Below are 21461 nucleotides of genomic sequence, written 5' to 3'. Positions count from 1 at the left end.
CCACAAAGCACTATCATGACCGAAACCCTGCTTACGCTCATCAGTACCGCCCTGCTCAACAACCTCGTGTTGCACTGGCCGCTGGGTGTAGATCCCCTGTTGGGCAGCGAACGTCGCCAGGTGCATGCCCTGGGGATCGCGACGACTTGCCTGATGCTGGTTACCGGGGTGCTTGGCTATGTGATCTATCAATGGCTGCTGGTACCGTTGGCGTTGACCGCGCTGCACCTGTTCGTGTTCCTGCCATTGAGTGCGCTGCTGATCGGCCCGTTGTTGAAGTTGCTTGCACGGGTGTTTTCGACACTGTCCTTCGAAGGTCTTTGGCCGTTGCTGCTGTGCAATGCCGGGGTGCTCGGCGTGGCATTGCTCAACGCCCGGGAGAACAACGGATTTTTTCACGCCTCAGCCTTGAGCATCGGTGCCGGGCTGGGCTTTTGGCTGGTACTGAGTCTGTTCCAGGACCTGCGCCAGCGCACACTCGACAACGATGTGCCCCTGCCCTTTCGCGGCCTGCCGATCGACCTGATCGGCGCCGGCCTGATTGCAGTGGCCTTTCTCGGATTCAGCGGGCTAATCAAAACATGAGTCTGATTCAACGCATCGACGCCCTCTTGCCGCAGACCCAATGCGGCAAGTGTGGCCACCCCGGATGCAAGCCGTACGCCGCAGGCATCGCCAGCGGTGAGCCGATCAACAAATGCCCGCCTGGTGGCAGTGAAACCATTATTGCCCTGGCCGAACTGTTGAACGTGCCGGTGCTGGAACTGGACACCAGTCGCGGCTCGGCTCCGGCGCAGATCGCCTATATTCGTGAAGCGGAATGCATTGGTTGTACGAAATGCATTCAGGCCTGTCCGGTTGACGCCATCGTCGGCGCGGCCAAGTTGATGCACACAGTCATCATCGACGAATGTACCGGTTGCGACCTGTGCGTGGCGCCATGCCCGGTGGACTGCATCGAAATGCATCCGCTGCCCTTGAGCGGCGTGCTGCCGATTGTCGGTGGCCTGGCCTCCAGCCTGGAAGAACAACGGGCGCGAGCCGCCAAGCGCAATCATGCACGGCGCCGTTTCGAGCAGCGCAACGCCCGTTTGCAGCGTGAAGAGCAACAAAAAATTGTCGAGCGAGAAGCCCGTGCGCAACGGGCTGTCCAACCCAGTGAAGTACCGCTCGACCCGGTGCAGGCAGCGCTTGAGCGCGTGCGCGCGCAGAAGGCCGCGAACGCCGATGCCGCCTTGAAAAAAGCCAAGGTCGACGTGGCGATGAGCCGGGCGCAACTGAACAAGTCGCTCAAGGCCTTCGGTCATCCGCCGACCTTCGAACAGCAATCGCAGTTGATTGTGCTGCAACAGCAGTTCGAAGCCGCCGAGCAAGCCTTGGCCCAACTGGAACGCGTTGCGCCGCCAGCCGTGGCGCCTGTCGCCGCTGTGGCGAACGACGCCGACCTGAAACGCGCAAAGATCCAGCTAGCCATGCGTCGTGCCGAGCTGAAGAAAGCCCAGGCGAGTGCGGCTCCCATCGAGCAGATCGAAGCCCTGGAGCGAGCCCTGAGCGAAGCCGAACGCCAGGTGGATGCACATGCCGCCCCTTGAATCGGCGGACGAACGTCTGCAGCAGGCGATGAAACTGGTTCTGCTGGCGACGCTGCCAGGCGTGTTGGCGTTGTTCTGGTTCTATGGCTGGGGGGTGTTGATCAACTTGACGCTCGCTGGTGTCAGTGCCTTAGCCTTTGAAGCGGCGGTGCTGCGATTGCGCAAGCGCGCGCTCAAGCCGACCTTGAGCGATGGCAGCGCCCTGGTCAGTGCCACGCTACTGGCCCTGGCCTTGCCACCCTATTGTCCCTGGTGGCTGACGATCAGTGCTGCGGCGTTTGCGATGTTGCTGGGCAAGCACCTGTATGGCGGGGTCGGCAGCAACCCGTTCAACCCGGCAATGCTGGGTTTCGCCCTGGTGATGGTGACCTTTCCACAGCAGATGACCCATTGGCCAGCCTCCCACGGCATGGACTTGTGGGGTGGCGTGCAGCAAGTGTTCGGCGCAGGCCAAGACCCGGACGCCTGGGTCCGGGCCACGGCATTGGACAGCCTGCGGATCAACAAAAGCCTGACCATGGATGAACTGTTCGCGGCGAATCCGGCCTTTGGTCAGTTCGGTGGCCATGGCGTGGAATGGGTCAACCTGGCCTTTCTCGCCGGGGGCACGTTCTTGCTGCAACGCCGGGTATTCAGCTGGCATGCGCCGGTTGGCATGCTCGCCAGTCTGTTCATCATCAGCCTGTTGTGCTGGAACGGTTCGGGCTCAGACTCCCACGGATCACCGCTGTTTCATCTGCTCACCGGTGCCAGCATGCTCGGCGCTTTCTTCATCGTCACTGAGCCGGTGTCCGGCGCAAAAAGCCCCGGAGCGCGACTGCTGTTCGGTGCAGGCGTGGGGTTGCTGACCTACCTTATTCGCACCTGGGGCGGCTACCCGGACGGCGTGGCCTTTGCCGTGCTGTTGATGAACCTCTGTGTACCGGCGCTGGAGCGGCTTGTCGCGGCCAGGCAGGAGCTGCGCGCACCATGAGCCGAGCGTCGAGCGCCGCCATCCTTGCATTGCTGGCCACCCTCGGGGCTGGCCTGACTTATCTCGTGCAGCACGCCAGCGCACCGCGGATTGCGACTGAACAGCGCCTGATCGACAGTCGCAACCTGCTGGACCTGCTGCCGCCCGACGGCTATGACAATCAACCCCTGGAGCAACCGCTCAGCCTCGAAAACGCTACGTTGGCCAACAGCACGCTGCTGGCGGGCTACCGTGCAACCAAGGCCGGCCGAGCCTATGCCGTGCTGCTGCGCAGCCAGACCCTGGGCTACGCGGGCGCCATTGACTTGCTGATCGCCATCGATCGCAACGGTAGGTTGCTGGGGGTCAAAACTCTCAGGCAGATGGAAACCCCGGGGCTCGGCGCACGCATCGCCGACTGGCCGAACGCCTGGCTCGAGGGCTTTTCCGGCAGGTCGCGAACCGATCCGGCTGACAACGGGTGGGCCTTGAAAAAGGACCAGGGACAGTTTGACCAGGTTGCGGGAGCGACCATCACCTCAAGAGCGGTGATCCACGCCACCCATGACGCATTGCGCTACTTCGATGAGCACCGAGCCTCACTGCTTGGGAGCCCTTCAAATGAATGAATCGTTGCGGCTGCGGAACACCCTGATGCTCGTGCCACTGATTGGCGCCACCGGCTCACTGGTGAATGCCCTGGGCCTGTGGTTGATGTTCATGGTGGTAACCAGTGCCTTTGGCCTCTGCATGAACGCCTTGCGCTCGCGCCTGCTCCCAGCGACCCATTTGCCGGCCAGCGTATTGCTTGCCGCAACGCTGACCAGTTGCGCAGAACTCGGCGCGCAGGTCTGGTCGTTGCAATGGCATCAACATGCCGGGATCTATGCCGGGTTGATCGCCTTGCAATGCGTCGTACTGGAGCGCAGTGATTTCTTCCAGGGCCCCTGGCGCGAACGCTGGCGCCTCTGCGGCCTGTTCGGCGCATTGATGGTGTCCCTGGGCCTGCTGCGCGAACTCATTGGCTACGGGACCCTTGGCAATCATCTGCCCTGGCTGGCGGGTGCAACGCACGCGGATTGGCAGGGCTGGTTGCTGACCGCTGACGGTGGCTTGCGACTGGCCACGCTGGCCCCTGGCGGTTTCATACTGCTCGGGTTGCTCATCGCCGCCTGGCAAGCCTGGCATCGCCCCCCACCCTCACACTGATCGCCTTCGAGGAAACGCACCGCACATGAACGCCGCAAAACGTCTGGAAATATTCCGCCGGCTGCATGAAGACAATCCGGAACCGAAGACCGAACTGGCCTATTCCTCACCCTTTGAGTTGCTGATTGCGGTGATTCTTTCGGCGCAATCAACCGATGTCGGCGTCAACAAGGCCACGGCAAAACTGTTTCCGGTTGCCAATACCCCGGCGGCGATTTATGCCTTGGGCGTGGAAGGATTGTCGGAATACATCAAGACCATCGGCCTTTACAACAGCAAGGCTAAAAACGTGATCGAGACCTGCCGGCTGCTGGTTGAGCGTCATGGAGGGGAAGTGCCGCAGACCCGTGAGGAACTCGAAGCCTTGCCTGGCGTCGGCCGCAAGACCGCCAACGTGGTGCTCAATACTGCATTTCGCCAATTGACGATGGCCGTGGATACCCACATTTTTCGGGTCAGCAACCGCACCGGCATCGCGCCTGGCAAGAATGTGGTCGAGGTCGAGAAAAAATTGATGAAGTTTGTGCCCAAGGAATACCTGCTCGACTCCCATCACTGGCTGATCCTTCACGGGCGTTACGTCTGCCTTGCCCGCAAGCCTCGCTGCGGCAGTTGCCGGATCGAAGACTTGTGCGAATACAAGCACAAGACGTCGGACGATTGAGCTGCTATTGGGGGTTTCGATTTATCGATTGAAAAAATCTTTTTTACCCGTCGCAAGATTGTCGATATAAGGAGCCCCAAAGGCCTTCTTCGCCTGGAGTAACTAAATGAGCACTGGCAAAGAACAATTGGACGTGGATGAGGACTTTACCGCCGGAGAGGCTGATGATGCCGAGCCGGTGGCTGAAGTAGCGAAAACCAACCTGAGCAAGCGTCGGACCATCGACAACCTGCTGGAGGAGCGCCGACTGCAAAAGCAATTGGCCGATTACGATTTTGACTTGTAAAACCTAAAAGCCTCCCGAAACGGAGGCTTTTTACCAAGTGTCGAGTCGCGATCAATGCTCGCCTGTGGAACTTCGTAAAACTCGGGCTCATCATGCCAGGCCGTTACGCTGGGCGAGCTCGATCAGATCGACCAGGGAGCGCGCATTGAGTTTCAACAGCAGTCGGGTCTTGTAGGTACTGACGGTCTTGTTACTGAGAAACATCCCATCAGCAATTTCTTTATTGGTCTTGCCCCGGGCCAACTGCTGCAACACCATCATTTCCCGCCCTGAAAGACGATCCACCATATCGGCTTCACTGGCATTGCCAAGACTGGCACGCACTGTATGCAACGCCTGATTGGGGAAGTAACTGTAGCCTGACAAGACCGCCTTTATTGCACTGAGCAACTCCGTGAGATCCTGCTGTTTGCACACATACCCGGCGGCACCGGACTGCATGCAGCGCATGGAAAAATGCCCAGGTGACTGAGAGGTTAATATCAGTACTTTCATCGGCATCGCAGCCGATGTCAGCCGCGCAATAACTTCCAGTCCATCCAGTTTCGGTATTCCAATATCCAGTATGACAATGTCCGGCATGTATTCTCGGGCCAGTTGCAATGCATCCACACCATTATCTGTTTCTGCAATGACTTCGTAGCCATGACGCTCCATCAGCATTCGTACCGCAAGACGAATGACGGGGTGATCATCCACAATCAGCACTTTATTCATGGGCAAGTCCAATTTCGCTATTCGATTTTTTAGAACCCGCACAATAGCCTAGTCGTTTCCCCCCTGGCATGTCGCTCCCCCCGGCCACTCGCACCCAGAGACATTCCCTACAGAAATTAGAGACTTTTCTTACAAAAAACCCAAGAAACCCCAGGACAGAAAACCTTAATTGAGGACTTGACTTTCCAATTGAGATTATTTTTTTGTATCGACCTGCAACAAAATAACCTGGGGAATTTAATTTTCAGACAGCGAACAGACATGTATCGACCCGCCCCACAAACTCAAAGGTAACTAAGGTTATCCAATATCCTCTCCTCCCCAAAAATATCACACATGACTTATCAACTCGCCCTTACAGCAAAAACCAACACATCATCGCCCTTATGGAAACGGTAAACAGCAAGCGTGCCGGCCTGACATTAAATTACTTGAAAAATAAAAAACCCGGGATGCCCAAGATCAGTTAGATGCATTAAATTAAAAACAAACACCACACCAAATAACAGTACGAGGATAAAAAATGGATAAGCTCAAAAAAAGTATAAGCAACCCCATGACAGTGATTGCAATATTTGCAACTCTGTCAGAAACATCAGCGGCCGTTACATTGCCGTTCCTTGATGACGATGACAGAGACGTCTACATCTGGTTCCTGATCAGCTTTCCCTTTTATCTGCTGTTGCTATTCTTCGCAACGCTCAACTTCAACTATCGATCGCTGTACGCCCCCTCTGACTTTGAGAAGGGAAAACATTTCATAAAATTCATGGACGGTGCTGAGCAACCCGAAAACGGGAAGAATAGAAAGTCCGCTGGCAGGACATCAGGCAGTGGCGGCCGATCCACTCGCCGCCCCTCCAAGGCACAGGATCCACCTTCGAAATCGGTCCCTGGCGTCGCCCTTTCGGCGCTACACCGCCTACGCCTGCCTGAACGGTTGAGGGACCTGTATGTCGTTGATGCACGCGCGATGACAGGCAACGCCGAGCTCTGCCACTTGATGGAGAGCATTCACAACGAACCGGGGAAAGCTGCGCGTGCAGTCGTATTCCTCACCTGCAACGCGTCAGATTCAATACTGAAGGAAGGCGCGGAAAACCCTGTAAAACACGCGAAGAGATCCTGCCGCACTACATTTTGTGCTGCCTACAATTTGAATTCACAGGGCTTGACGGTCATTGATCAACAGTTGCCAAGCGACGCACGACAGCCCGTGGCGTTTGACGATCAATCTGAAGGGAAGGATGTGCGAGGAAAAAGCAAAAAGCCGGAAGTATGTTGATGCAGGCAGACACCCACTTTTCAAAATGTGTGGCCCCGTCGATGACCGGGCCACACATTCCATTACATCAAAGGTCTCAGAACAGCTTGCGACCTTTGTTCGCTGCGATACGCATGCGCAAGGCGTTGAGCTTGATGAAGCCCGCTGCGTCGGCCTGGTTGTACGCGCCGCCATCTTCTTCGAAAGTGGCAATGTTGGCGTCGAACAACGATTCGTCGGACTTGCGTCCGGTGACGATCACGTTGCCCTTGTACAGTTTCAGGCGAACCACACCATTCACGTGTGCCTGGGAGGCATCGATCATCTGTTGCAACATCAGACGCTCAGGGCTCCACCAGTAACCGGTGTAGATCAGGCTGGCGTACTTGGGCATCAGCTCGTCCTTGAGGTGAGCTACTTCGCGGTCCAGGGTGATCGATTCGATCGCACGGTGGGCACGCAGCATGATGGTGCCGCCAGGGGTTTCGTAGCAGCCACGGGACTTCATGCCCACGTAACGGTTTTCGACGATGTCCAGGCGGCCGATACCGTGCTCGCCACCGATGCGGTTCAGGGTCGCCAACACGGTGGCAGGAGTCATTTCGACGCCGTCCAGTGCCACGATATCGCCGTTGCGGTAGGTCAGCTCCAGGTACTGCGGTTTGTCGGGCGCTTTCTCCGGGGAGACGGTCCAACGCCACATGTCTTCTTCGTGTTCGGTCCAGGTGTCTTCCAGCACGCCGCCTTCATAGGAGATGTGCAGCAGGTTGGCATCCATCGAGTACGGGGATTTTTTCTTGCCGTGACGCTCGATCGGGATGGCGTGCTTTTCGGCGTAATCCATGAGCTTCTCGCGGGACAGCAGGTCCCACTCGCGCCATGGAGCGATCACTTTCACACCTGGTTTCAGGGCATAGGCGCCCAGTTCGAAACGAACCTGGTCGTTACCCTTGCCGGTGGCGCCGTGGGAAATGGCGTCCGCGCCAGTTTCGTTGGCGATTTCGATCAGGCGTTTGGCGATCAACGGACGAGCGATGGAAGTACCCAGCAGGTACTCGCCTTCGTAAACGGTGTTGGCGCGGAACATCGGGAAAACGAAATCGCGCACGAACTCTTCGCGCAAGTCGTCGATGTAGATCTCTTTCACGCCCATGGCTTGAGCCTTGGCACGTGCAGGTTCGACCTCTTCGCCCTGACCCAGGTCAGCGGTGAAGGTCACCACTTCACAGTTATAAGTATCCTGCAGCCACTTGAGGATCACCGAAGTGTCCAGGCCGCCGGAATACGCCAGAACGACCTTGTTTACGTCCGCCATGCCATCACTCCACGGGGTTCTACGGAAAGCCGTCAAGTCTACCGCCCATACAGAATAATTTACAGTGGCGCGACAGCTTATGACGACGAAGCGACAGATTATGTCGAGAGCGCGACGATGACCGAAGGGTCAGGAAGTTGCCGAAGCGGTGGGCTTCGTCGCTTGAGGGGCCACCTGCTCCGCGGGGGCTCCCCGCTCCAGGCGTATCGCCACCCGGCGGTTTTTCGCCCGGTTGATGTTGCTGGTATTGGGTGCCAGTGGATAGCGCTCGCCATGGAAACGCAGGGTGATCTGTGACTCCTGGATGCCGTTGGCCTTGAAAAACTCCATCACCGCCAGCGCCCGGCGCCGTGACAGGTCACGGTTGGTCAGGCGATTGCCGCTGTTGTCGGAGTGGCCGTCCAGTTCGATGCGATTGACGGTCGGATCGGCCTTCATGTATTCCAGCATGACTTGCAGCCTGGCTTTGGCGGGCCCGTCCAGATCGATACCGCCACCGGGAAAGCCGACCTGGGATTGCTTCACCTGATCGAAGTTCTGCGGCAGCAACTTGGCCACGCAGCCCTGATAATCGGCAAACGCCTTGTTGAACCTGACCGGCAACAAACGCACCTCCGATACCCGGCCATCGCCCGAGGAGTGCCGGACCACGGGGCTGCGTCCGTCGATCAGGCCGCTGATCAAGCGTCCGGCCTGGGCCTGTGAGCTGTTGAACAGGACATTGCCGCTGCCGATCCGTACCGTGCCCAGATTGATATCACCACGTCCTGGCTGCCAAGGCGCGGCGGCGGCCAACAAAGTGGCAGAACCACCGCCCATCATTGCGTTGTACGCATTCAAACGAAATATCGCCTGCTCGCCAGCGCGGCGCACGAACTGGCCCGAGCCGAAATCAGTGACCGGCTGCGTCAGCCGGCACTCGAACTTGTCGCCTTCGACCGTCCACTCAATGCTCTCCAGGCGAGTCTGGAAAGTGAGTGCCATTGCGGGAAGGCTGGCAAACACACTGAGCAAGGCTAAATAACGCTGGCGCACGGGAGGCTCCACTGGCTTCTACGACAAAAAGACCGACACACAGATGTTTACGGCATACCTGTTGGATATCGGAAGCTTCCCGTAAAACTTGATAGCGGGTGCCTGCAAGAGTCTTTTCCGGTAGCATTCCCTTGAGTTTGACCCGCCTGGAATCCCCTCATGTCCGACCGCCTGACCCTGCTGCGTCCCGACGACTGGCATATTCATCTTCGCGATGGTGCCGTGTTGACCAATACCGTCGCGGATGTCGCGCGCACCTTTGGCCGCGCCATCATCATGCCCAACCTGGTACCGCCGGTGCGCAATGCGGCTGAAGCCGACGGCTATCGCCAGCGGATTCTCGCTGCCCGCCCGGCCGGCAGCCCGTTTGAACCGCTGATGGTCCTGTACCTCACCGACCGCACCCAGCCTGAAGAAATTCGCGAGGCCAAGGCCAGCGGTTTCGTTCACGCCGCCAAGCTGTACCCGGCCGGCGCGACCACCAACTCGGACTCGGGCGTCACCAGCATCGACAAGATTTTCCCTGCACTCGAGGCCATGGCCGAAGTCGGGATGCCTTTGCTGATCCACGGTGAAGTCACCCGCGGCGATGTCGACGTGTTCGACCGCGAAAAAATCTTCATCGATGAGCACATGCGTCGGGTGGTCGAGCGTTTCCCGACGCTCAAGGTGGTGTTCGAACACATCACCACCGCCGACGCCGTGCAGTTCGTCAACTCGGCTTCGGCCAACGTTGGCGCGACCATCACCGCGCATCACCTGCTGTACAACCGCAATCACATGCTGGTGGGTGGAATTCGGCCGCACTTCTATTGCTTGCCGATCCTCAAGCGCAATACGCACCAGGAAGCCCTGCTCGACGCCGCCACCAGCGGCAGCGAAAAGTTCTTCCTCGGCACCGATTCGGCGCCCCACGCCCAGCACGCCAAAGAAGCCGCTTGCGGCTGCGCCGGCTGCTACACCGCCTATGCGGCGATCGAGATGTACGCCGAGGCGTTCGAACAACGTAACGCGCTGGACAAGCTCGAAGCCTTCGCCAGCCTCAACGGCCCGCGTTTCTATGGCCTGCCGGCCAACACCGATCGCATTACCCTGGTCCGCGAAGAATGGACCGCCCCGACCAGCCTGCCGTTTGGCGAGTTGACCGTTATCCCGCTGCGCGCCGGTGAAAAACTGCGCTGGCGCCTGCTGGAGGAACACGCGTGAGTGAAGACCATTTCGACGACGAACAGGAAGGTCAAGGCGGTGGTGGCGGTTCCCGTCATCCAATGGCCGCCAGGTTTCGTGGCTACCTGCCGGTTGTCGTCGACGTAGAAACCGGTGGTTTCAACTCGGCCACCGACGCCCTGCTGGAAATTGCTGCAACCACGATCGCCATGGATGAAAAGGGTTTTGTGTACCCCGATCACACCTACTTCTTCAGGGTCGAGCCTTTTGAAGGTGCGAACATTGAAGCGGCAGCCCTGGAGTTCACCGGGATCAAGCTTGATCACCCGCTGCGCATGGCCGTGACTGAAGAAGCGGCGCTGAACGATATCTTCCGCGGCGTGCGCAAGGCACTCAAGGCCAACGGCTGCAAACGGGCGATTCTGGTTGGGCACAACAGCAGCTTCGACCTGGGCTTCCTCAACGCCGCGGTTGCGCGCCTGGACATGAAGCGTAACCCGTTCCATCCATTTTCCAGTTTCGATACCGCGACGCTCGCGGGCCTGGCTTACGGTCAAACCGTGCTGGCCAAGGCCTGTCAGGCCGCCGATATCGACTTCGACGGTCGCGAGGCGCATTCGGCTCGCTACGACACCGAGAAGACTGCCGAGCTGTTCTGCGGCATCGTCAACCGCTGGAAACAAATGGGTGGTTGGGAAGATTTCGACGATTGATTGAAGATTTTCTGCCCTTTGCTCTTTGTAGGAGCCGAGCTTGCTCGCGATGGTCGTGAACGATAACGCGGGCAGTCTGGATTCCCGCGGTGTTCTTGAGTCCATCGTCGGAGCGCCGCCCGGAGCATGCTCGCTCCTACAGGGGTCTTGCGTTTACTCCGCGCATAAAAAAACCGGCCTCAAGGGCCGGTTTTTTTGTACCTGGAGCGTGTGCCTTACAGCGCAGCAGCGTGCTCGGTCAGGTAAGCCGCAACGCCTTCTGGCGAAGCGTTCATACCTTTGTCGCCTTTTTTCCAGTTGGCAGGGCAAACTTCACCGTGCTCTTCGTGGAATTGCAGGGCGTCAACCAGACGCAGCAGCTCTTCCATGTTACGGCCCAGCGGCAGGTCGTTGATGATCTGCGAGCGGACAACGCCTTTGTCGTCGATCAGGAAGGCGCCACGGAATGCCACGCCGTCAGCGGACTGAACGTCGTAGGCCTTCATGACTTCCTGCTTGATGTCGGCAGCCATGGTGTAACGAACTGCGCCGATACCGCCGTCGTTAACCGGGGTGTTGCGCCATGCGTTGTGGGTGAAGTGCGAGTCGATCGACACAGCGACCACTTCAACGTTGCGCGCCTTGAACTCAGACATGCGGTTGTCCAGAGCGATCAGCTCCGACGGGCAAACGAAGGTGAAGTCCAGCGGGTAGAAGAACACCAGGCCGTATTTGCCTTTGATGGCCGACGACAGGGTGAAGCTGTCTACGATTTCGCCATTGCCGAGTACGGCCGGTACGGTGAAGTCAGGGGCTTGTTTGCCTACGAGTACGCTCATTGGATATCTCCTGGTGTAGAAGCGTTAAGAACAAGGTTTGCATCAGCCTGCCACCCTCAGGCGACAGCCCTGTGACACAAACCCGTTTCGAAAAGACCGGCCATCATACACCGCGTTTTTGGCGTGTCCGTAACGGTTTCTCCCCTGAGCGTAAAAAAGGACGAAGGGTCATCAGGATGGCAGCACACTGCGGACCAACCGTTCGTCAGACCTGGCAAAAAGTGCTTTCAAAGCACTTTGACAATCATTCTCGTTAACATTAAGATCCATCGCATTCGAGACATCAACAAGCGACGGTCTTCACTTATGTATGTTTGCCTCTGCACTGGCGTCACCGACGGCCAAATCCGCGATGCGATCTATGAAGGATGCTGCAGCTACAAGGAAGTGCGCCAGGCCACCGGCGTTGCCAGTCAATGCGGCAAATGTGCCTGCCTTGCCAAGGAAGTGGTCCGCGAGACCCTGACCAAGTTGCAGACGGCCCAGGCTTCGATCCCGTTTCCAGTTGAATTTACTGCCGCCTAAATCCCGCATTTCAAAGAACCGGACTCATGTCCGGTTTTTTTATGTCTGCAAATCAACTGCTTAGGCGCTAGACGCGGAACACAAACATTCTTATTCCGATTAATTTTTATATATGATTCAATAACTTAGGTTTGACACTCTTAGTAGTGCGGCTCAAACTCTGCCTTATAGACAGCTAATACAGGGCAGGACCCCATCATGAAAGGCGACGTTACAGTCATCCAGCATCTCAACAAGATCCTTGCCAATGAACTGGTCGCGATCAATCAATACTTCCTGCATGCACGCATGTACGAAGATTGGGGCCTGAACAAGCTCGGCAAGCACGAGTACCACGAATCCATCGACGAGATGAAGCACGCGGACAAGCTGATCAAGCGCATCCTGTTCCTTGAAGGCCTGCCGAACGTCCAGGACCTGGGCAAGCTGCAAATCGGCGAGCACACCCAGGAAATGCTTGAGTGTGACCTGCGTATCGAGAAGACTGGCCATGCCGACCTGAAAGCGGCAATCGCGCATTGTGAAACAGCGGGCGACTTCGGCAGCCGTGAATTGCTTGAAGATATCCTTGAATCCGAAGAAGAACATATCGACTGGCTGGAAACCCAACTGGGACTGATCGACAAGATCGGAATCGAGAACTACCTGCAATCGCAGATGGGCGACGACGAGTAAGTTCTACACTGCCCGCCTCGATGTAACAGAAGGCCCCGCGCTCTTTTAAAGAGGCGGGGCTTTTTTGTTTCAATTTGCCAATGTCTCAACCGGCCCAGGGGATTTTTCCTAAAGCCTGCTCCCCACAAGTCGATAACCTGGCATCGATAGCCGTGGGTGATCCACTGATCGCCTCACCACCTTTTTCCACAGAAGGTTTTTATGTCCTCCACCAAAGCCCGCGCAGATTCACTTTCGCTTCTGCTGTTTACCTTGCGCAGTGGCAAGCTGATGGCGATCAACCTGCTCAAAGTCAGTGAAATCATCCCTTGCCCACCACTGACCAAACTCCCCGAATCGCACCCCCATGTCAAAGGCATCGCCACCCTGCGCGGCACGTCGTTGTCGGTAATCGACCTCAGCCGCGCCATCGGTGAGCGTCCGCTGGAAGACCCTGACGGTGGGTGCCTGATCGTCACTGACGTCAGCCGCTCCAAGCAAGGCTTGCATGTCCAGGCGGTGAGCAAGATCGTGCACTGCCTGACCACCGACATCCGTCCGCCCCCCTTCGGCTCTGGCGGTTCGCGCTCGTACATCACCGGCGTGACCTCGGTCGACGGTACTCTGGTGCAGGTGCTGGACATCGAGAAGGTCATCCATGGCATCGCCCCGGTCCCCATCGACATGGCGCCGACCGAGCTCAGCATGGAAGACGCAGAAATACTGGGCAGCGCTCGTATCCTGGTGGTCGATGACAGCCAGGTGGCGCTGCAGCAATCGGTGCACACCTTGCGCAACCTGGGCCTCCAATGCCATACGGCCCGCAGCGCCAAGGAAGCCATCGACTGCCTGCTGGACCTGCAAGGCACCGCCCAGCAGATCAACCTGATCGTCTCGGACATCGAAATGTCCGAAATGGACGGCTACGCCTTCACCCGTACCCTGCGTGAAACCCCGGACTTCGCGCACCTCTACGTGCTGCTGCATACCTCCCTGGACAGTGCGATGAACAGCGAAAAGGCGCGGCTCGCGGGGGCCAATGCGGTATTGACCAAGTTCTCTTCGCCGGAACTGACCAAGTGCCTGATCGACGCGGCCAAGGCTGTCGCCGAACAAGGTCGTTGAGTCTTGAACGAGCAATTCTGCTATCTCATGCGGCGCAGTCTCGCGCGAGGCGTGCCCGCCCCCGCCTGGCCTCAGGGGATCGTCCTGACCGGCTATCGTCCCGATCAGGCAGAAGAGGTTCACGACTTGCTGGAATTGGGTTACTCCCAAGGAGGCGGCCGCGTCCCGGCCCTGGACGAATGGCAACAGCGTTTTGAATCCGATCCTGAATATGATCCGGCCTTGTGCTTCATCGCCCTGGATGCCCAGGGTATCGCGGGTGTGTGTCAGTGCTGGACCAGCGCCTACATCAAGGATCTGGTGGTGCATCCGCGGGCGCAAGGCCGGGGCTTGGGGCGAGCGTTGCTGCTCAATGCCTTCAAGGTGTTTCAACTGCGGCGCGAAGGGTATGTCGATTTGAAAGTGCTGGAAGACAACGTTCGCGCACAGCAGTTGTATGAAAGGGCTGGGATGCATGTAGTCCGCCGGGAACCAGTGCCGGTCTGACCCAGACCTTCAGGCATACTCAGGCCTTGGCCCACACCCGCCCAAGGATCACCAAACCATGAAAGCCGTCACCCTCACCTTCGTTTGCCTCACGGCCCTCGCTACCCAGGCCCAGGCCTCCAGCCCCGACGCCTGGGCCGCCTTCGACAAAGCCGTACTCGCCAGCTGCACCAAGGCCAGCGGTCTGGCCAATGCCAAACCCGTCGGCAACGCCGCGCAGTTCGATGATCGGGTCGGTTACACCGCGCTGCTGCTGCAAGGCCAGTACCCGCAAAAGCACATGAAAGGCCGACAAGGAACCGAACTGTGCCTCTACAACAAGAAAAGCAAAACAGCCTACGTGACCGAATGGGACTCCATACGCCCAAACTGACACCGCTGTCAGTCAGCAGTCACTTTCCTGACCGGGTCACAGGGATATAACGTAGATAGACAAAGCTGCGCACACTTCCACTTTCCGACCCGGCGCCCCTCTCGCATGCGAACTCAGAAAAAAACCGTTGTTATTGCAGCCTTTCTGATCGTGCTGGTAGCGCTGGGTGCGTGGTACCTGGGCAAACCCTCTGCAGCCCGGGTAACTACACAGGCCGCCATTCCGGTACGCGTGGTCAACGTGGTCGAAAAAGACGTGCCCCGCTATGTCAGCGGTATCGGTTCAGTGCTATCGCTGCACAGCGTGGTAGTCCGTCCGCAAATCGACGGCATCCTCACCAGGATCCTGGTCAAGGAAGGCCAACTGGTGAGCAAAGGTGATTTGCTGGCCACGATCGACGACCGATCGATCCGCGCCAGTCTGGACCAGGCCAGGGCGCAACTGGGCGAAAGCCAGGCGCAATTGCAAGTGGCCCAGGTCAATCTCAAGCGCTACAAACTGTTGAGCGTCGACGACGGGGTGTCCAAACAGACCTACGACCAGCAACAAGCGCTGGTCAACCAGCTAAAGGCCACGGCCCAAGGCAACCAGGCTTCGATTGACGCAGCCCAGGTGCAATTGTCGTACACACAGATTCGCTCCCCAGTCAGTGGTCGCGTCGGTATTCGTACGGTGGATGAAGGCAACTTCCTGCGCATGACGGACACCCAGGGACTGTTCACGGTGACCCAGATCGACCCTATCGCCGTGGAATTCTCCCTGCCGCAGCAGATGCTGCCGACCCTGCAAGGCCTGATCAACGATCCACAACATGCCAAGGTCAAGGCCTACATCGGTGCCGACACCGATGGTGAAACCGGCAACCTGCTGGGCGAAGGCCACTTGACCCTGATCGACAACCAGATCAACGCCAACACCGGCACCATCCGCGCCAAGGCCGAATTCAATAATCCTGGGCAAAAACTCTGGCCAGGCCTGTTGGTGACAGTAAAGATCCAGACAGCGCTGGATAAAGATGCGCTGGTCGTACCGCCCACCGTCGTGCAGCGTGGCCTCGATCAGCACTTCGTCTATCGGGTGAATGGCAACAAGGTCGAAACCGTACCGGTGCAGATGGTTCATCAAAGTAGCGGTCAGAGCATCATCAAAGGGGTGAAACCCGGTGACGTGCTGGTCAGTGATGGCCAGTCGCGGCTCAAGCCCGGTGCTACCGTGCAAGTACTCACCGACCCGCCGCAGGTCGTAAAATCGGAGTCGGCGCCATGAAAGGCCACGGTTCGGTATCCGCCTGGTGCATTGACCACCCTGTGGCGACGATTCTGCTGACGTTTTCCCTGGTGCTGCTGGGGGCGATTGCCTTCCCGCGCCTGTCCATCGCGCCGCTTCCGCAAGCAGAATTTCCGACGATACAGGTGGCCGCGCAACTGCCGGGGGCCAGCCCGGAAACCATGGCCTCATCGGTGGCCACACCCCTTGAAGTGCAGTTCAGCGCCATTCCCGGCGTGACGCAAATGACCTCGAGCAGCGCCCTGGGCTCAACCAACCTGACCCTGCAATTCACCCTCGACAAGAGCATCGATACCGCCGCCCAGGAGGTCCAGGCCGCGATCAACACCGCGGCAGGCAAACTGCCCAAGGACATGCCGAACCTGCCGACCTGGCGCAAGGTCAATCCGGCCGACAGCCCGGTACTGATCCTCAGCGTCAACTCGTCCCTGATGCCCGGCCCGGAGCTCAGCGACCTGGTGGAAACCCTGTTGTCCCGTCAGATCAGTCAGATCGACGGTGTCGGCCAGGTCGTGATTACCGGCCAGCAACGTCCGGCGATTCGTGTCCAGGTCTCGGCAGACAAACTCGCCGCCATTGGCCTGACCCTCGCCGATATTCGCCTGGCGATCCAGCAGACCAGCCTCAACCTTGCCAAAGGTGCGCTGTATGGGGAATCGAGCATCTCGACCCTGTCCACCAACGACCAGTTGTTCCATCCTGAGGAATACAACCAACTGATCGTTTCCTACAAGGACGGCGCACCGGTCCATCTCAGGGATGTCGCCAAAGTCGTCAACGGCTCGGAAGATGCCTACGTCCAGGCTTGGGCGGGCACCCAACCGGGCGTCAACCTGGTGATCTTCCGCCAACCGGGGGCCAACATCGTCGAGACCGTGGACCGCATTCAAGCGGCGCTCCCGAGCCTGGAAGCGATGCTCCCGGCTTCGGTGCAGGTCAAGACACTGATTGACCGCACGCAGACTATCCGCGCTTCGCTGCATGAAGTGGAAATCACCCTGTTGATCGCGATCATGCTGGTGGTGGCGGTGATGGCGCTGTTCCTGCGCCAGCTCTCGGCAACCCTGATCGTGTCGGCAGTACTGGGGGTTTCACTGATCGCCAGTTTTGCATTGATGTACGTGATGGGCTTCAGCCTGAACAACCTGACGCTGGTGGCAATCGTGGTGGCCGTGGGGTTTGTGGTCGACGATGCGATCGTGGTGGTGGAAAACATCCACCGCCACCTGGAGGCAGGCGACGGTATGCGCGAGGCCGCGATCAAGGGCGCCGGAGAAATCGGCTTCACGGTGGTATCGATCAGTTTCTCGCTGGTCGCGGCGTTCATTCCGCTGCTGTTCATGGGCGGCGTGGTCGGACGCCTGTTCAAGGAGTTCGCCCTGACCGCCACCGCCACCATCATGATTTCGGTGGTCGTGTCGCTGACGTTGGCGCCCACCCTGGCAGCGCTGTTCATGCGCGCGCCGGTGCATCACGCCCACGACAAGCCCGGCTTCGGCGAACGCCTGCTCGCGCTGTACGAAAAAGGCCTGCGCCGCGCGCTCGCTCACCAGAAGTTGATGATCGGCGTATTCGGTCTGTCGCTGGCCCTGGCCGTTGCCGGTTACATTTTTATTCCCAAGGGCTTCTTCCCGATCCAGGACACCGGGTTTGTCCTCGGCACAACCGAAGCCGCCGCTGATATTTCCTACGGCGACATGGTGAAAAAACACTTGGCGATGGCTGAAATCGTCGCTGCCGACCCCGCCGTCGAGACCTTCTCGCACTCGGTCGGGGTGTCGGGCAGCAACCAGACCATCGCCAACGGCCGCTTCTGGATCGCCTTGAAAAAACGCGGCGACCGCGATGTTTCAGCCAGCGAATTCATCGACCGTATTCGCCCGCAATTGATGAAAGTTCCGGGCATCGTCCTGTACCTGCGCGCCGGGCAAGACATCAACCTCAGCTCCGGCCCGAGCCGGGCCCAGTACCAGTACGTACTCAAGAGCAACGACGGTGCAATCCTGAGCACCTGGACCCAGCGCCTGACGGAAAAACTGCGTGGCAACCCGGCCTTTCGCGACATTTCCAACGACCTGCAACTGGGCGGCAGCATCACCCACATCAGCATCGACCGCAGTGCCGCGGCACGCTTTGGCCTGACGGCCAGCGATGTCGACGAAGCGCTGTACGACGCCTTCGGCCAGCGCCAGATCAACGAATTCCAGACCCAGATCAATCAGTACAACGTGATCCTGGAACTGGACACGCGCCAGCGCGGCAAGGCCGAAAGCCTTAACTACTTCTATCTGCGCTCGCCCCTGAGCGGGGAAATGGTGCCGCTGTCGGCCCTGGCGAAATTCGATGCGCCCACGGTGGGGCCGCTGTCCATCGCCCATGACGGCATGTTCCCGGCCGCCAACCTGTCGTTCAACCTGGCGCCCGGTGTGGCGCTGGGCGATGCAGTGATCATGCTCAACCAGGCCAAGGTCGACATCGGCATGCCAACGGCCATCAGCGGTAACTTCCAGGGCGCGGCCCAGGCGTTCCAGAGTTCGCTGGCCAGTCAGCCATGGTTGATCCTGGCGGCGCTGGTGGCGGTTTACATCATTCTTGGTGTGCTCTACGAGAGCTTCGTCCACCCGCTGACGATCATCTCGACTCTGCCCTCGGCCGGGCTGGGCGCAGTGATCATGCTGTGGATCTGCGGCCAGGACTTTTCGATCATGGCGCTGATCGGGCTGGTGCTGCTGATCGGCATCGTCAAGAAAAACGGCATCCTGATGATCGACTTCGCGCTCGACGCGCAGCGCAAGGGCGGCCTGGCGCCGGAGGAAGCGATCTTCCAGGCGTGCCTCACGCGGTTCCGCCCGATCATCATGACCACCCTCGCCGCACTGCTCGGCGCCCTGCCGCTGATGCTCGGCTATGGCACCGGCGCCGAACTGCGCCAACCCCTGGGGATCGCGGTGGTCGGCGGCCTGCTGGTGAGCCAGGCACTGACGCTGTTCACCACGCCGGTCATATACTTATGGCTTGAACGACTCTTCCATAGGCCCAAGCCCGCGCCCGTGCCGGCGCTGGCGAGCACAGACTGAGGCGGGGTCATGCGCGTCCTGATTATCGAAGACGAAGAAAAAACCGCGGACTATCTTCACCGCGGCCTGACGGAACAGGGTTACACCGTGGACCTGGCCCGCGATGGCGTGGAAGGCCTGCACCTGGCGCTGGAAAGCGACTACGCGGTGATCGTCCTCGACGTGATGCTGCCGGCCCTCGACGGTTTCGGTGTATTGCGCGCCTTGCGTGCGCGCAAACAAACGCCGGTGATCATGCTCACCGCCCGCGAACGGGTCGAAGACCGCATCAAGGGCCTGCGCGACGGTGCCGACGACTACCTGGGCAAGCCATTTTCCTTCCTCGAACTGGTGGCACGCCTGCAGGCGCTGACCCGGCGCAGCGGTGGCCACGAGCCGGTGCAAGTGAGCATCGCCGACCTGTGGATAGATTTGATCAGCCGCAAGGCCACCCGCGCCGGCACACGCCTGGACCTGACAGCCAAGGAGTTCTCGCTGCTCAGTGTTCTGGCCCGTCGCCAGGGTGAAATCCTGTCGAAGACGGCCATCGCCGAAATGGTCTGGGACATCAATTTCGACAGCGACGCCAACGTCGTCGAAGTCGCGATCAAACGCTTGCGAGCCAAGCTCGATGGGCCATTCGAAGAGAAATTGCTGCACACGATTCGTGGCATGGGTTATGTACTGGAGAGCCGTGGTGTCCAGTAATAGCATTGCGCTGCGCCTGAGCGGGATGTTTACCCTGGTGGCGCTGCTGGTGTTCCTGTTGATCGGCTGGGCGCTGTACCAACAGGTCGACAAAGGTTTGGGGTTGTTGCCCGAAGCCGAACTGGACGCGCGCTACAGCGTGCTCGAATCGACCGTCGGCCGTTACGGCACGCCCGAGCACTGGGTGAAGATCAATAACAAGCTCAAGCTGCTCGGCGAAGAAGACAAGCGCATCAGTTTCTGGATCGTCAGCGGCGATCCCCAGTACGAATACGGCAATCCGACCCCGAGCATCCGTGCCTTCGCCGAAGGACCGTTGGGCATGCGCGACTTGCAACTGGCGGATCACCCCTACCCGCTGAAAGTGCTGGTCAGCCAATTCCCGGCCAAGGATCAGCGCCCGCCCCTGCGATTCATGATCGGTATCGACACCGAAACTTTTTACCATACCCAGCACCAGTTGCTGATCGCCCTGATCAGCCTGGCGGTTATCGGCGTGCTGATGGCCTCGGCGCTGGGTTACTGGGTGGCGCGGATCGGGCTCAAACCATTGATCAAGCTATCCCAGGAAGCCCAGCGCCTGGCCCCGCCATTGCGTTCAGGTCGCTTGCGCCTGTCGTCGCTGCCCCCTGAGTTGAATCAATTCGTCGACTCGTTCAACTCGACACTGGAACGGGTCGAACAGGCGTACTCGCGCCTGGAATCGTTCAACGCCGATGTCGCCCATGAACTGCGCTCGCCGCTGACCAACCTGATCGGCCAGACCCAGGTCGCGCTTACACGCGGGCGTTCGGCGGAACACTATTTCGAGGTGCTGCAATCGAACCTTGAAGAACTTGAACGGCTGCGCTCGATCATCAATGACATGCTGTTCCTGGCCAGCGCCGACCAGGGCAGCAAGGCCACCAAACTGACCTCCACCTCACTGGCGGAGGAAGTGGCGACGACCCTGGAATATCTGGACTTCATTCTCGAGGACGCCCAGGTACAGGTTCAGGTCAGCGGCGATGCCCAGGTGCGAATCGAGATCGCCCACCTGCGCCGGGCCTTGATCAACCTGCTCAACAACGCCGTGCAGCACACCGACCCCGGACAAGTCATCAAGGTGCGAATCGAAGCAGGCGAGCACCAGGTCAGCATCGGCGTCGCCAACCCGGGCGCACCGATTTCCAGCGAGCATCTGCCGCGCCTGTTCGAACGCTTCTACCGGGTCGATGCCTCACGCAGCAACAGTGGCAACAACCACGGGTTGGGCCTGGCCATCGTCAAGGCGATTGCCCTGATGCATGGCGGCGATGTGTTCGTGCGCAGCGACCATGGCATGAATACCTTTGGCATGCATTTGCCCGTCTGAGGCCCCACGCTCCCTCCCCCCCGAAAACAGGCCGACCGGCAGGCCGCCTCGTTTTGGGTGTTGCTCGTTGATCCGTGCCGCGTCGAAGCCTGTGGGAGATTGTTGTCTGAGTACATATCCATTGCTGCGGAGTACATATCCGTTGCTGCGGTAACGGCCAC

General features: G+C 59.0%; 23 protein-coding genes. 19 read left to right on the top strand and 4 right to left on the bottom strand.

Going from position 1 to position 21461, the window contains the following annotated elements:
• Positions 1-15 precede the first annotated feature (15 nt).
• The 7 genes from PG5_RS25235 (at position 16) to PG5_RS25205 (ending at position 4703) form a co-directional block, all read left to right on the top strand.
• Positions 16-585, top strand: a complete 570-nt coding sequence (locus PG5_RS25235) for an Rnf-Nqr domain containing protein (protein ID WP_020799902.1) — start codon at positions 16-18, stop codon at positions 583-585.
• Entirely contained in the window at positions 582-1592 is a 1011-nt protein-coding gene (gene rsxB, locus PG5_RS25230) for an electron transport complex subunit RsxB (RefSeq protein WP_020799901.1), read from the top strand. The genes PG5_RS25235 and rsxB overlap by 4 nt, the downstream gene beginning before the upstream one ends.
• On the top strand, positions 1579-2565 hold the full coding sequence (locus tag PG5_RS25225) for an RnfABCDGE type electron transport complex subunit D (RefSeq protein WP_020799900.1): 987 nt from the start codon (positions 1579-1581) through the stop codon (positions 2563-2565). The genes rsxB and PG5_RS25225 overlap by 14 nt, the downstream gene beginning before the upstream one ends.
• Positions 2562-3173, top strand: coding sequence for an RnfABCDGE type electron transport complex subunit G (locus tag PG5_RS25220; RefSeq protein ID WP_020799899.1), 612 nt, complete (start codon positions 2562-2564; stop codon positions 3171-3173). The genes PG5_RS25225 and PG5_RS25220 overlap by 4 nt, the downstream gene beginning before the upstream one ends.
• A complete protein-coding gene (locus PG5_RS25215) occupies positions 3166-3753 on the top strand; it encodes an Rnf-Nqr domain containing protein (protein WP_042955729.1) in 588 nt (195 codons plus the stop codon). Before PG5_RS25220 ends, PG5_RS25215 begins: the two co-directional genes overlap by 8 nt.
• Before the next feature lie 25 nt (positions 3754-3778).
• Entirely contained in the window at positions 3779-4417 is a 639-nt protein-coding gene (nth, locus tag PG5_RS25210; protein WP_020799897.1) for an endonuclease III, read from the top strand.
• 106 nt (positions 4418-4523) lie between these two features.
• Entirely contained in the window at positions 4524-4703 is a 180-nt protein-coding gene (locus tag PG5_RS25205; RefSeq protein ID WP_020799896.1) for a PA3496 family putative envelope integrity protein, read from the top strand.
• 90 nt (positions 4704-4793) lie between these two features.
• Here the strand turns inward: PG5_RS25205 and PG5_RS25200 are convergent, their stop codons facing one another.
• Entirely contained in the window at positions 4794-5420 is a 627-nt protein-coding gene (locus tag PG5_RS25200) for a response regulator transcription factor (RefSeq protein WP_008057539.1), read from the bottom strand.
• A gap of 523 nt (positions 5421-5943) precedes the next feature.
• On the opposite strand from PG5_RS25200, the gene PG5_RS25195 reads away from it, so the two are divergent.
• Positions 5944-6705 carry a hypothetical protein gene (locus tag PG5_RS25195; RefSeq protein WP_020799895.1) on the top strand — a complete coding sequence of 254 codons (762 nt, stop codon included), beginning with the start codon at positions 5944-5946 and terminating at the stop codon, positions 6703-6705.
• Between the two features lie 76 nt (positions 6706-6781).
• On the opposite strand, the gene PG5_RS25190 is transcribed toward PG5_RS25195, so the two are convergent.
• Both PG5_RS25190 and PG5_RS25185 read right to left on the bottom strand, forming a co-directional pair.
• Positions 6782-7999 carry an argininosuccinate synthase gene (locus PG5_RS25190; RefSeq protein ID WP_020799894.1) on the bottom strand — a complete coding sequence of 406 codons (1218 nt, stop codon included), beginning with the start codon at positions 7997-7999 and terminating at the stop codon, positions 6782-6784.
• A gap of 129 nt (positions 8000-8128) precedes the next feature.
• Entirely contained in the window at positions 8129-9034 is a 906-nt protein-coding gene (locus PG5_RS25185) for an OmpA family protein (RefSeq protein ID WP_020799893.1), read from the bottom strand.
• Positions 9035-9193: 159 nt separating this feature from the next.
• Between PG5_RS25185 and pyrC the strand changes: the two genes are divergently transcribed.
• Positions 9194-10240 carry a dihydroorotase gene (gene pyrC / locus PG5_RS25180; protein WP_020799892.1) on the top strand — a complete coding sequence of 349 codons (1047 nt, stop codon included), beginning with the start codon at positions 9194-9196 and terminating at the stop codon, positions 10238-10240.
• Positions 10237-10914: a ribonuclease T gene (rnt, locus tag PG5_RS25175; RefSeq protein WP_020799891.1), complete on the top strand. Its 678-nt coding sequence runs from the start codon at positions 10237-10239 to the stop codon at positions 10912-10914. The genes pyrC and rnt overlap by 4 nt, the downstream gene beginning before the upstream one ends.
• Before the next feature lie 215 nt (positions 10915-11129).
• On the opposite strand, the gene PG5_RS25170 is transcribed toward rnt, so the two are convergent.
• Entirely contained in the window at positions 11130-11732 is a 603-nt protein-coding gene (locus tag PG5_RS25170; RefSeq protein ID WP_020799890.1) for a peroxiredoxin, read from the bottom strand.
• Between the two features lie 306 nt (positions 11733-12038).
• Here PG5_RS25170 and PG5_RS25165 point away from each other — a divergent pair, with 306 nt between their 5' ends.
• The 9 genes from PG5_RS25165 (at position 12039) to PG5_RS25125 (ending at position 21300) form a co-directional block, all read left to right on the top strand.
• On the top strand, positions 12039-12257 hold the full coding sequence (locus tag PG5_RS25165; RefSeq protein WP_020799889.1) for a bacterioferritin-associated ferredoxin: 219 nt from the start codon (positions 12039-12041) through the stop codon (positions 12255-12257).
• 198 nt (positions 12258-12455) lie between these two features.
• Entirely contained in the window at positions 12456-12932 is a 477-nt protein-coding gene (bfr, locus tag PG5_RS25160) for a bacterioferritin (RefSeq protein WP_020799888.1), read from the top strand.
• Positions 12933-13133: 201 nt separating this feature from the next.
• A complete protein-coding gene (locus tag PG5_RS25155; protein ID WP_020799887.1) occupies positions 13134-14036 on the top strand; it encodes a chemotaxis protein CheV in 903 nt (300 codons plus the stop codon).
• Positions 14037-14063: 27 nt separating this feature from the next.
• A complete protein-coding gene (locus tag PG5_RS25150; protein ID WP_033042996.1) occupies positions 14064-14522 on the top strand; it encodes an N-acetyltransferase in 459 nt (152 codons plus the stop codon).
• 58 nt (positions 14523-14580) lie between these two features.
• Positions 14581-14895 (top strand): hypothetical protein, encoded by a 315-nt coding sequence (locus PG5_RS25145; protein ID WP_020799885.1) that lies wholly within the window; start codon positions 14581-14583, stop codon positions 14893-14895.
• Positions 14896-15000: 105 nt separating this feature from the next.
• Positions 15001-16161 (top strand): efflux RND transporter periplasmic adaptor subunit, encoded by a 1161-nt coding sequence (locus PG5_RS25140; protein WP_020799884.1) that lies wholly within the window; start codon positions 15001-15003, stop codon positions 16159-16161.
• A complete protein-coding gene (locus tag PG5_RS25135) occupies positions 16158-19259 on the top strand; it encodes a multidrug efflux RND transporter permease subunit (RefSeq protein WP_020799883.1) in 3102 nt (1033 codons plus the stop codon). The genes PG5_RS25140 and PG5_RS25135 overlap by 4 nt, the downstream gene beginning before the upstream one ends.
• 9 nt (positions 19260-19268) lie before the next feature.
• Positions 19269-19946: a heavy metal response regulator transcription factor gene (locus PG5_RS25130; RefSeq protein ID WP_020799882.1), complete on the top strand. Its 678-nt coding sequence runs from the start codon at positions 19269-19271 to the stop codon at positions 19944-19946.
• On the top strand, positions 19936-21300 hold the full coding sequence (locus PG5_RS25125; protein ID WP_020799881.1) for a heavy metal sensor histidine kinase: 1365 nt from the start codon (positions 19936-19938) through the stop codon (positions 21298-21300). The genes PG5_RS25130 and PG5_RS25125 overlap by 11 nt, the downstream gene beginning before the upstream one ends.
• The last annotated feature ends 161 nt before the right edge of the window (positions 21301-21461 follow it).

Origin of the sequence: Pseudomonas sp. G5(2012), from assembly GCF_000408945.1 — a bacterium.
Lineage (GTDB): Bacteria > Pseudomonadota > Gammaproteobacteria > Pseudomonadales > Pseudomonadaceae > Aquipseudomonas > Aquipseudomonas umsongensis.
The sequence above is the reverse complement of the archived record's forward strand: the minus strand, read 5'-3'. Positions and strand labels throughout refer to the sequence as shown.

Bases quoted from the DNA above. Each gene is read 5' to 3' on its own strand.
- PG5_RS25200 (WP_008057539.1), bottom strand. From the start codon at position 5,420: ATGAATAAAGTGCTGATTGTGGATGATCACCCCGTCATTCGTCTTGCG.
- PG5_RS25140 (WP_020799884.1), top strand. From the start codon at position 15,001: ATGCGAACTCAGAAAAAAACCGTTGTTATTGCAGCCTTTCTGATCGTG.
- PG5_RS25190 (WP_020799894.1), bottom strand. From the start codon at position 7,999: ATGGCGGACGTAAACAAGGTCGTTCTGGCGTATTCCGGCGGCCTGGAC.
- PG5_RS25130 (WP_020799882.1), top strand. From the start codon at position 19,269: ATGCGCGTCCTGATTATCGAAGACGAAGAAAAAACCGCGGACTATCTT.
- pyrC (WP_020799892.1), top strand. From the start codon at position 9,194: ATGTCCGACCGCCTGACCCTGCTGCGTCCCGACGACTGGCATATTCAT.
- PG5_RS25165 (WP_020799889.1), top strand. From the start codon at position 12,039: ATGTATGTTTGCCTCTGCACTGGCGTCACCGACGGCCAAATCCGCGAT.
- rsxB (WP_020799901.1), top strand. From the start codon at position 582: ATGAGTCTGATTCAACGCATCGACGCCCTCTTGCCGCAGACCCAATGC.
- PG5_RS25215 (WP_042955729.1), top strand. From the start codon at position 3,166: ATGAATGAATCGTTGCGGCTGCGGAACACCCTGATGCTCGTGCCACTG.
- PG5_RS25150 (WP_033042996.1), top strand. From the start codon at position 14,064: ATGCGGCGCAGTCTCGCGCGAGGCGTGCCCGCCCCCGCCTGGCCTCAG.
- PG5_RS25205 (WP_020799896.1), top strand. From the start codon at position 4,524: ATGAGCACTGGCAAAGAACAATTGGACGTGGATGAGGACTTTACCGCC.
- PG5_RS25220 (WP_020799899.1), top strand. From the start codon at position 2,562: ATGAGCCGAGCGTCGAGCGCCGCCATCCTTGCATTGCTGGCCACCCTC.
- PG5_RS25195 (WP_020799895.1), top strand. From the start codon at position 5,944: ATGGATAAGCTCAAAAAAAGTATAAGCAACCCCATGACAGTGATTGCA.
- PG5_RS25145 (WP_020799885.1), top strand. From the start codon at position 14,581: ATGAAAGCCGTCACCCTCACCTTCGTTTGCCTCACGGCCCTCGCTACC.
- PG5_RS25225 (WP_020799900.1), top strand. From the start codon at position 1,579: ATGCCGCCCCTTGAATCGGCGGACGAACGTCTGCAGCAGGCGATGAAA.
- PG5_RS25170 (WP_020799890.1), bottom strand. From the start codon at position 11,732: ATGAGCGTACTCGTAGGCAAACAAGCCCCTGACTTCACCGTACCGGCC.
- bfr (WP_020799888.1), top strand. From the start codon at position 12,456: ATGAAAGGCGACGTTACAGTCATCCAGCATCTCAACAAGATCCTTGCC.
- PG5_RS25155 (WP_020799887.1), top strand. From the start codon at position 13,134: ATGTCCTCCACCAAAGCCCGCGCAGATTCACTTTCGCTTCTGCTGTTT.
- PG5_RS25135 (WP_020799883.1), top strand. From the start codon at position 16,158: ATGAAAGGCCACGGTTCGGTATCCGCCTGGTGCATTGACCACCCTGTG.
- nth (WP_020799897.1), top strand. From the start codon at position 3,779: ATGAACGCCGCAAAACGTCTGGAAATATTCCGCCGGCTGCATGAAGAC.
- PG5_RS25235 (WP_020799902.1), top strand. From the start codon at position 16: ATGACCGAAACCCTGCTTACGCTCATCAGTACCGCCCTGCTCAACAAC.